The organism is uncultured Agitococcus sp. (assembly GCF_937920075.1).
Classification (GTDB): Bacteria; Pseudomonadota; Gammaproteobacteria; order Pseudomonadales; family Moraxellaceae; genus Agitococcus.
Map to the genome: position 1 here is coordinate 1 of NZ_CALETI010000053.1, position 9250 is coordinate 9250.

12 protein-coding genes and 1 other RNA gene are annotated in these 9250 nt (G+C 40.2%); 8 read left to right on the top strand and 5 right to left on the bottom strand.

The features are described from left to right. The 4 genes from Q0212_RS01665 to Q0212_RS01680 form a co-directional block, all read right to left on the bottom strand. Positions 1-89 (bottom strand): hypothetical protein (locus Q0212_RS01665; RefSeq protein WP_297921264.1); only part of this gene is annotated, 89 nt, incomplete at its 3' end. 152 nt (positions 90-241) lie between these two features. Further along, a complete protein-coding gene (locus tag Q0212_RS01670) occupies positions 242-1072 on the bottom strand; it encodes an SDR family oxidoreductase (RefSeq protein WP_297921233.1) in 831 nt (276 codons plus the stop codon). A gap of 23 nt (positions 1073-1095) precedes the next feature. Beyond that, positions 1096-2061 carry a metal-dependent hydrolase gene (locus tag Q0212_RS01675; protein WP_297921236.1) on the bottom strand — a complete coding sequence of 322 codons (966 nt, stop codon included), beginning with the start codon at positions 2059-2061 and terminating at the stop codon, positions 1096-1098. 276 nt (positions 2062-2337) lie between these two features. Beyond that, on the bottom strand, positions 2338-2835 hold the full coding sequence (locus Q0212_RS01680; protein WP_297921239.1) for a methylated-DNA--[protein]-cysteine S-methyltransferase: 498 nt from the start codon (positions 2833-2835) through the stop codon (positions 2338-2340). Between the two features lie 78 nt (positions 2836-2913). On the opposite strand from Q0212_RS01680, the gene ffs reads away from it, so the two are divergent. Then, an RNA gene (gene ffs / locus Q0212_RS01685) (signal recognition particle sRNA small type) lies at positions 2914-3009 on the top strand. A 33-nt stretch (positions 3010-3042) separates the two neighbouring features. Here the strand turns inward: ffs and wrbA are convergent. After that, positions 3043-3630 (bottom strand): NAD(P)H:quinone oxidoreductase, encoded by a 588-nt coding sequence (gene wrbA / locus Q0212_RS01690; protein WP_297921242.1) that lies wholly within the window; start codon positions 3628-3630, stop codon positions 3043-3045. A gap of 47 nt (positions 3631-3677) precedes the next feature. Here wrbA and Q0212_RS01695 point away from each other — a divergent pair, with 47 nt between their 5' ends. The 7 genes from Q0212_RS01695 to Q0212_RS01725 all read left to right on the top strand — a co-directional run. Further along, positions 3678-4931, top strand: coding sequence for a YihY family inner membrane protein (locus Q0212_RS01695; protein WP_297921245.1), 1254 nt, complete (start codon positions 3678-3680; stop codon positions 4929-4931). A 45-nt stretch (positions 4932-4976) separates the two neighbouring features. Further along, complete coding sequence (locus Q0212_RS01700; RefSeq protein ID WP_297921247.1) at positions 4977-6485, top strand: fumarate hydratase; 1509 nt, start codon at positions 4977-4979, stop codon at positions 6483-6485. A 107-nt stretch (positions 6486-6592) separates the two neighbouring features. Further along, on the top strand, positions 6593-7138 hold the full coding sequence (locus Q0212_RS01705; protein WP_297921250.1) for a YceD family protein: 546 nt from the start codon (positions 6593-6595) through the stop codon (positions 7136-7138). A 54-nt stretch (positions 7139-7192) separates the two neighbouring features. Then, a complete protein-coding gene (gene rpmF / locus Q0212_RS01710; RefSeq protein ID WP_297921253.1) occupies positions 7193-7378 on the top strand; it encodes a 50S ribosomal protein L32 in 186 nt (61 codons plus the stop codon). Positions 7379-7386: 8 nt separating this feature from the next. Next, the gene (plsX, locus tag Q0212_RS01715; protein ID WP_297921256.1) at positions 7387-8391 is read left to right on the top strand and encodes a phosphate acyltransferase PlsX; all 1005 of its coding nucleotides are present in this window, start codon (positions 7387-7389) and stop codon (positions 8389-8391) included. A gap of 50 nt (positions 8392-8441) precedes the next feature. Continuing rightward, the gene (locus Q0212_RS01720; RefSeq protein WP_297921259.1) at positions 8442-8861 is read left to right on the top strand and encodes a hypothetical protein; all 420 of its coding nucleotides are present in this window, start codon (positions 8442-8444) and stop codon (positions 8859-8861) included. 27 nt (positions 8862-8888) lie between these two features. Next, positions 8889-9250: ACP S-malonyltransferase (locus Q0212_RS01725; protein WP_297921261.1), on the top strand; the 362-nt coding region annotated here is incomplete at its 3' end.

Sequence of the window (9250 nt, forward strand, 5' to 3'; positions counted from 1 at the left end):
CCAACTTTTTGCAAACGAATCGCGGCAGCAATACCAGAAATACCAGCACCAACAATAAAGGTGTCATAAATATGAGCTTGAGTAGTCATGTTAAATCTCGCTGAGTAGCTAATGTCCGTCAGTTAAGAAAAGTTACCCTTCGACTCCGCTTAGGGTACATTATTACGCTCAGGGGGCATTTTTGTGTTGACTGAGCGGAGTCGAAGTCAGCAGAACTGACGCACATTACGATGATTAAGGGTTATTTAAAAAACGAGTAAGAAAAACCTAAAAACTTGGTGTATAAGTTAGGCGATACCCGTTTCATCAACCAAAATAATTTTGCGTCTAATTGAGGGATGGTGTAGAGCTTGCCTTTGTCCAAACGGTTTAAGGTTAGTTCAGCAACAGCCTCACTGGTAGTCATAGCAAAATTCATCAACGCATGATCCGCTAAACCCGAATAACGACTAGGAATACGGCCATTTTTAATGATATTGGTTGGTACTAAAGTTGGGCAAAGTACATTGACTTTGATGTTAGATTTTTTTAACTCAGAAAATAAAGTTTCTGACAATCCTAACACCCCAGATTTGGTGACATTGTAGGCTGTCATTTCGGGAGCAGCTGTATAACCTGCTGCTGATGCGACGTTAATAATTGCACCATGTCCAAGCTTTTTAAACTTAGGAACAAAAAAGTGACAACCATGAATCACACCCCATAAATTAACATGAGTCACCCATTGCCAATCTTCGAGTGATAACTCATCAAATTTACCACCTAAGCCGACACCTGCGTTATTAATCACTAAAGTGACAGGATGTTGCATTAATTGTTCGGCTTGTTCAGCTAAGTCAGCGACTTGTTCGGCTTGACCAACGTCACACGCAACCGCATAAGCTTTTGCACCGTGTTCAGCCAAAAGCGCAACCGTTTTTTCGGCTGCCGCTAAGTTAATATCCGCACAAACAACAGTGCCACCGCGTTTGCCTAATGCCAATGCAAAACTTTGACCAATGCCACTACCAGCACCTGTGACCACGGCATAAGCTTGTTGACTAGGTTTGGTAGTTTTTTTAAATAAGCCCATGATTTTATACCAAAATAATCGTATTAAGCTGCACGAACAGCAGGAGTAAATTCTTTAACAAAGAAGGGGGTTAATGCGCCATTTTCTGGGTTAAACAATTTTTCTTTGTAATAATTTAAATAAGCTGTGGTGTCGTGGTCGTTGGGGTGAAAATCAGGACGGAAATAATCGGCAATATGCCCCATTGTGCTACCAAACACGCCATTTTCGTAGCCAAATAATAGGCTGGCACTGGTTTTGGCTTCTTTCCAAAAACTGACACTGATTAAATTGCTTGGTTTGCGTAAGAAAGGTAGGAGTAAAGCACCTAAAGAGACGCCACCTAAAATCGTGACAAAAGCAAGAATAAAACCAAAAATCCGTAAGCCATAATCACCTGATAATGTTTGGTAAACATCATAAGCAATGTCTTTATGCTCAGATTCTTCTAACATATGCCACATCCACAAAGCACGGGCTTTGGCATCGTCAGAGTAATAAAAATGGTCTTCGTGCTTCATCATATATTCCGCAACCACGGCAGTAAAATGCTCAATCCCTGCCATCATGGATAGTTTTAGTGGTTGTGGAAATTTTAGAAAAGTGTATTCAAATACTTTTTCAGCTAAAAAACGGTACAGTTTTACGGGGAAGTTATGCTCAGTCATAATGTCATTGTATTCATTATGAAATTTAGAATGTAAAGCTTCTTGTCCAATCAATGCAGAGACACGTTGTTTTAAAATAGGGTCAGTAATAAAGTCACGGTGATAACGAGCGGTCTCAATAACTAACTCTTCGCCATAAGTTAAAAAAATTGATAAGGCATAAAAATAAGCACTTGCCCATTCTTTTTGCAAATAAAATTTATCATCAAAGGTTTTTGCATCAAAATTAAAGTTGAAATGGCGAATGGGCATCGTGCCAGTGCTCACATAATCAGAAATTTTGATATGTTTACGCAAAGATAATTTTCCCAGAGTAGCATTTTTTAATGTAGTGACGACCATGATAGATACCTAAAATCGCAATAATGATTAGTTAATAAATCTAGTCTTTGAATATGGGTGGTTATCTATACATATTTCAGTAAGACAGAGGTGTGTATCTGACACCTCATTAAATTACATTACGATCGTACGGTAAAAGGTGATTAGAGGACAAAAAAAAGTGATTTGGGGACAGATTGAGAGATGCAATTATATTTTTTCGATAAAAAGTGTCATTGAAGCTCTCAAAGATGGAGGCTGTTGAGATGTTATTATTGGAAGTGATGGGTTCTCCCTCTAAATTTTCTCATGCTTAAGTAACCACTCTTTACGCCATAAAGCGCCACTGTAGCCGCCTAATTTGCCATTATGATTAATGACACGATGACAAGGAATGACTAGGGGAATAGGGTTTTTACCATTAGCCATGCCTACTGCACGTTGACCATTTTTGTTGCCAATCTGTTGTGCAATTTGACCATAAGAAGCGGTTTTGCCAGCGGGGATAGTACGTAAACTTTGCCAAACTTGTTGTTGAAAGTTTGTCCCTAACGCATTAACTTGAATACGATTGAGCGCATCAAGATCACCTGAAAAATAAGTATCTAACAAAACGTGAATAATACTGGTTTCACAGACATGAATTGCAAAGTCTGTTGGATAATAACGAGTTAAGGATTGAGTGAGTCGATGATGAAACTCGTCAAATTCAAGTGCATATAAAACATTGTCTTTGTGTATGAAGTGAATCAAGCCTAAAGGACTATGTAAATAACTTAAAAAAAATATATCCATAACTGTTCCAAAATTCTAAATAATGTCATATACTTGCAGCCCACTTGATATTCATCAAGTGGCGCGTTATGGTGGCCTTGTCGGTTTCCTCGCAACGCTAAGCAGCAAACCCCGCCAGGACCGGAAGGTAGCAACGGTAGTTGTGATGCGTGTGCCGAGGGTGAGCTGACAAGGTTGCCACCACTAAACTTCTCAGCTAATGTCTAGTTAGCGTCTCGCAAATTGTACTAAACGTTTACCTAAAGCTAAACATAAAGCTTGTTCTTCTGCGGTGATTGGGCGTTTACCATCTTGTCCTGCCCAATGTGATGCGCCATAAGGTGTTCCGCCACTTTGCGTACTATTTAATGCCGCCTCACGATAAGGCAAACCTAAAATGACCATGCCATGATGTAACAATGGCAACATCATGCTTAATAAGGTGCTTTCTTGACCACCATGTAAAGAGCTGGTTGAGGTGAAAACGGCGGCGGGTTTATCACACAACGCACCATTCAGCCATAACGCGGCTGTACCATCTAAAAAATACTTCATGGGTGCGGCCATATTGCCAAATCGAGTGGGACTGCCTAAAGCTAAACCTGCGCAATCACGTAAATCTTCTAAGCTGCAATATAATTCACCACTATCAGGAATAGCAGCTTCGGTACTTTCACAGACAGTTGATACTGCTGGCACTGTACGAATACGCGCAGTCATGCCTGCGGCTTCTACACCACGCGCAATCAATTTTGCGAGTTGGCGTGTGTTACCATGACGACTATAGTACAGTACTAAAATATAGGGTTCAGGCATTAACTTATCCTCATTTTGTTAGGATTATACCCCAATTGGAGTGAAATATGACGTTGCAGAGTCATTGGCACAAAATCAAATCATTTACCCGTTTTGTGATTAGTCGCTTTTTGGCAGATGAGTGCCGACAAAATGCAGCGTCCTTAACCTATACCACCTTATTTGCTGTTGTGCCAATGTTGACGGTGTTGTTTAGTGTGTTATCTGCCATTCCATCATTAAAACAATTAAGTAGCCAAATACAATCATTTATTTTTAGACATTTTTTGCCCGACACGGGCATCAAAGTACAAAATTATTTGAGTGAGTTTGCCACACAAGCTGGCCATTTAACGGTTGTTGGTGTGTTTATGTTGTTTGTCACCGCAGTGATGATGTTGGTGACTATCGAAAAGGCCTTTAATCAAATTTGGAAAGTAAAACAACCCAAACAAAGTGTGGTGGGGTTTTTACGTTATTGGGCAGTATTAAGTTTAGGGCCATTTTTATTGGGCGCAGGCTTTGCCGTTTCTTCTTATATTACGTCGTTAAGGGTATTTAGTGATGCCGAAGAGCTGGTTGGGATGGTCTTTTCAGGGCTACAAATTTTACCCTTTGTGTTTACGGGTTTAGCCTTTAGCTTATTATATATTGCTGTGCCTAATTGTCGTGTACCTGTAAAAGCAGGATTTGGTGCTGGTTTTTTTGCCGCAACCTTATTTGAATTGGCTAAAAATTTATTTACGTTTTTTGTCGCCGATTTCTCCTCTTATCAATTAATTTATGGCGCATTTGCGGCATTTCCCTTGTTTTTATTATGGGTGTATTTGTCGTGGATGATTATTTTATTGGGCGTAGAGGTCTGTCGGGCATTAACTCTTTATAAAGAAGCCAATAAAAAAAATCGTCATCCTGTGTTAGCTCTTTTAGATATTTTGCAATTATTTTATTTGCGCCAATTAGAAGGGAAGTCGGTGTCTGATTTAGAGGCGATGGATATTTTAGGCAAACGAGAAGTTGAAATTTGGACACAATTAGCCGATATTTTATTAAAACAACGTTTTATCCAAAAAAATGAATCGGGCAATTATGTTTTGGTGCGTAACTTAGAAAAAATTGATTTTTGGCAATTTTATCAAAGTTTACCGTGGCCATTACCACTGCCTAAAGATTTAGACAACTTACATGAGGATGATCATTGGGCAAGGGCTTTGGCACCCCGTTTATTAGCGGTGCATGATTATCAGCAACAGCAATTTAGTTTGTCTTTAGCGCAAATTTTAGCGGTACAAGAGCCTAAAACAGAGAATAATTCGTTATAATCGCCGCCAACAAAACCAGCTCACGCCAGTTACAGAGGAATAAGCATGACTGTTATTAAGCAAGATGATGTTATTCAAAGTGTTGCCGATGCTTTACAATACATTTCTTATTATCATCCTTTAGATTTTATTCAAGCGATTAATAACGCTTACGAAAAAGAAGAAAATCAAGCCGCTAAAGATGCCATGGCGCAAATTTTAATTAATTCGCGTATGTGTGCCGAAGGTCATCGTCCGATTTGCCAAGATACAGGCATTGTCACTGTGTTTGTTAAAGTGGGTATGAATGTGCGTTGGGACGCTACCATGTCCTTAGAAGACATGATTAATGAAGGTGTACGTCGTGCTTATTTACATCCAGACAACGTGTTACGTGCTTCTATTCTAAAAGATCCCGCAGGTAAACGCCAAAATACCAAAGACAACACCCCAGCAGTGATTCACTACGAAATTGTGGCTGGTGATAAAGTTGATATTACCGTTGCAGCGAAGGGCGGTGGTTCTGAAAATAAATCGAAAATGGCAATGTTAAACCCTTCTGATTCGATTGTGGATTGGGTATTAAAAACCGTACCAACGATGGGTGCTGGCTGGTGTCCACCGGGTATGTTAGGTATTGGTATTGGTGGTACAGCCGAAAAAGCCATGTTGTTAGCCAAAGAATCGTTAATGGATCCTGTTGATATTCAAGAGTTAATTGCTCGTGGCCCACAAAACCGTGTTGAAGAACTGCGCTTAGAATTGTTTGAAAAAGTCAACGCATTAGGTATTGGCGCACAAGGTTTAGGTGGTTTAACAACTGTTGTTGATATCAAAATCAGAGATTATCCAACACACGCAGCCAGCTTACCTGTTGCCATTATTCCAAACTGTGCAGCGACTCGTCATGTGCATTTTGAATTAGATGGTTCAGGTGCAGCAGAATTAACTCCACCTAAATTAGAAGATTGGCCACAAGTGACATGGGATGCGTCAAAAGCACGTCGTGTTAACTTAGATAATATTAGCCATGAAGACATTAAAACATGGCAAACAGGTGAAACCTTGTTGTTGTCTGGCACAATTTATACTGGCCGTGATGCTGCCCATAAACGTATGGCTGATATGATTGCCAAAGGTGAAGAATTACCTGTCGATTTAAAAGGTAAATTTATTTATTACGTTGGTCCAGTTGATCCCGTTCGTGACGAAGTAGTTGGTCCAGCAGGCCCAACAACTGCAACCCGTATGGATAAGTTTACTAATACAGTATTAGAAGCCACAGGCTTATACGGTATGATTGGTAAATCTGAACGTGGTCCAGTCGCTATTCAAGCCATTAAAAACCATGAAGCGGTGTATTTAATGGCGGTGGGTGGTGCTGCTTATTTAGTATCCAAAGCGATCCGTAAAGCCAAAGTCGTTGCTTTTGCAGACTTAGGTATGGAAGCGATTTATGAGTTTGTGGTTGAAGATATGCCTGTCTCGGTGGCGGTAGATGTCAACGGCAGCTCAGTGCATGATACCGCACCCAAAATTTGGCAAGCCAAAATTGGTAAAATTCCAGTTGTCTAAGCTTCTCCCCCTTGATAAGGGGGAGGTTGGGAGGGGGGTTATAAATGACCCCACCCTGACCCTTCCCTAAATTAGGGGAGGGAAATTCAAAAAAACTAGACAAACTATTGATTAACCCTTATTATCGCGCCCCTATTATGCCAGTCGTCTCATTACCAGCCGCCATTGAGCCCTTTAAATGGGCAGATAGAGCTACACATGTTGTAGTCGATGTTCCTTTGGCGCAATTTACACGGTTAGCTACCGATTTAGTTGATACTAATGGTAGCGTACACATTGATTGTCGGTTTGAGCGTAATGCTCAAAGAAGGGCTTATTTACGTGGCGAGATTTCGACGGTGATTAATCTCACTTGTCAGCGTTGTTTAGAGACAATGCAACTCCCGATTCAAACCACGATTGACCTTGCCTTAGTGCATGATGAAGACGAAGCTGAGAAACTCCCAGAAGATGCAGACTATTTAGTTGTGCCAGAACAGGGAGTAGTGTTGGCAGAAATTATTGAAGATGAGTTGTTGTTAAACGTCCCTTATACACCAATGCATGAAGATTGTGATGCATTAAGTTATAAACAAGATGACGTTGCTGCACCCGTCAAAGAAAACCCATTTCAGGTGTTGGCAGCATTAAAAAAGCCGTCAGCGAAAGATTAATCTAATCCATAAACGTCGTTACGATGTTTAGTCTTGTGTGTTTGGAGAGCTAAAATGGCCGTTCAACAAAATCGTAAAACTCGTTCTCGTCGCGATATGCGTCGTTCCCATGATGCATTAACTGGCCCAACTTTAAGCGTTGACCAAACCACTGGTGAAGTTCACCGTCGTCACCATGTGACTAAAGACGGTTTCTACCGTGGTCGTCAATTGTTTACTGTTGCTGCGGTTGACGCCTAAGTTATAGTATGGCTATCACCATCGCGGTTGATGCCATGGGCGGGGACTTCGGTCCCCGTGTTACTGTTCCTGCTTCTTTAAGCGTCCTAGCACGCTATCCTGATTTAAAAATCATTCTTGTTGGTCAAGAAACACAAATTTCGCCACACCTACAAAAATCATCTGCCATCATCAAACAACGCGTATCTATTGTTCACACCGATGAAATGGTGACAATGGATGATAAAATTGCGGTTGCTTTACGCAATAAGCGTCAATCGTCAATGCGTTTGGCGATAAATTTAGTCCATGAAAAACAAGCTGATGCCTGCGTGAGTGCTGGTAATACGGGCGCATTGATGGCAATTAGCCGTTTTGTGTTAAAAACCCATGCCAATATAGACCGTCCAGCGATTTTAGCTCCGTTGCCTACCCAAACTGGTCAAGTGTATATGCTTGATTTAGGGGCAAATGTTGATTCAGAACCCAAACATTTAGTGCAATTTGCCCAAATGGGTAATTTGGTTGCTAAAGCATTAGCGGATATTGCTTCACCACGGATTGCTTTATTAAATATTGGCGAAGAAGAAATTAAGGGCAATGAACAAATCAAACAAGCACACCAATTATTAAAAGCCAGTTCACTCAATTATGTGGGTTACATTGAAGGTGATGGCATTTTTAAAGGTGAAGCCGATGTGGTAGTTTGTGATGGATTTGTGGGTAATGTCGCGTTAAAAACGTCTGAAGGCGTGGCCAAAATGTTTGCTAGCTTTATTAAGCAAGAAATAGAGAAAAGTTGGCTAAATAAAATAGTCGGTGCGATTGCTTATCCTATTTGGCGTGGTTTAAAACAAAAAATGAATCCAAGTAATTATAACGGTGCAAGTTTGGTAGGTTTAACAGGCATTGTCATTAAAAGTCATGGTAGTGCTGACCAAGACTCATTTGCACAAGCCCTTAAAGTAGCTATTAAGGCGATCGAACAAGATATTCCTTCATTGATTGCACAGCATTTACCGTCTCAGGAATAATGATGAAACGGCTTATAATAGGGATGATATTTTGCGTGATGATGGCTGGTATGACACAAGTGCAAGCAGCGGATAAAATAGATACAAAGTTGATTAAAGAGTTTATAAATCTTCATACAACAGCCATCATGCAAAAAGATGAGCCAAAATTAATGGCTATGTTTGCAGAAAATTATCGTCAGTTACAATCAATTAAGCAGCCAGTCATTGGTAAACAAGATTTAGCCAAAATTTATAAAAATAATTTTTTAATGGCTAAATTGATTATGACACAAGCAACTATAGAAGAAGAAAACATTGCAGAAGATGGGCAAAGTGCTACTATTCGCGTACATTTTAGCCATCGTTATTTGTTTGAATATGAAGGTCAACAAAAGTTATTAGATCAACAAGAGGATTGGTTAAGTGATCTGGTGTTACAACAAGGTCAACTGCAATACCTCAAAACGCAAAAATTATTGTTTAAATAAAAATTTATTAATTATAGGTATAGAGAAATGTCAAAACTGGCTTTTGTTTTTCCTGGTCAAGGCTCCCAACAATTAGGCATGTTGGCCGATGTTGCTGAGCAATATCCTTTAATTAGACAAACTTTTGGTGAAGCCTCTGACGCGCTTAATGTCGATTTATGGAAACTTTGCCAAGAAAACGAAACAGAACTGAATAAAACCGAAAATACTCAGCCCGTATTATTAACTGCAAGCATTGCTCTATGGCGTGTATGGCAAGCTTTTGAGGGTGCAAAGCCTGATTATTTAGCAGGGCATTCTTTAGGTGAATATAGTGCTTTAGTGGCCAGTGGCGTCATGTCTCTAGCTGATGGTGTACGATTAGTCGCCTTGCGCGGACGCTTAATGCA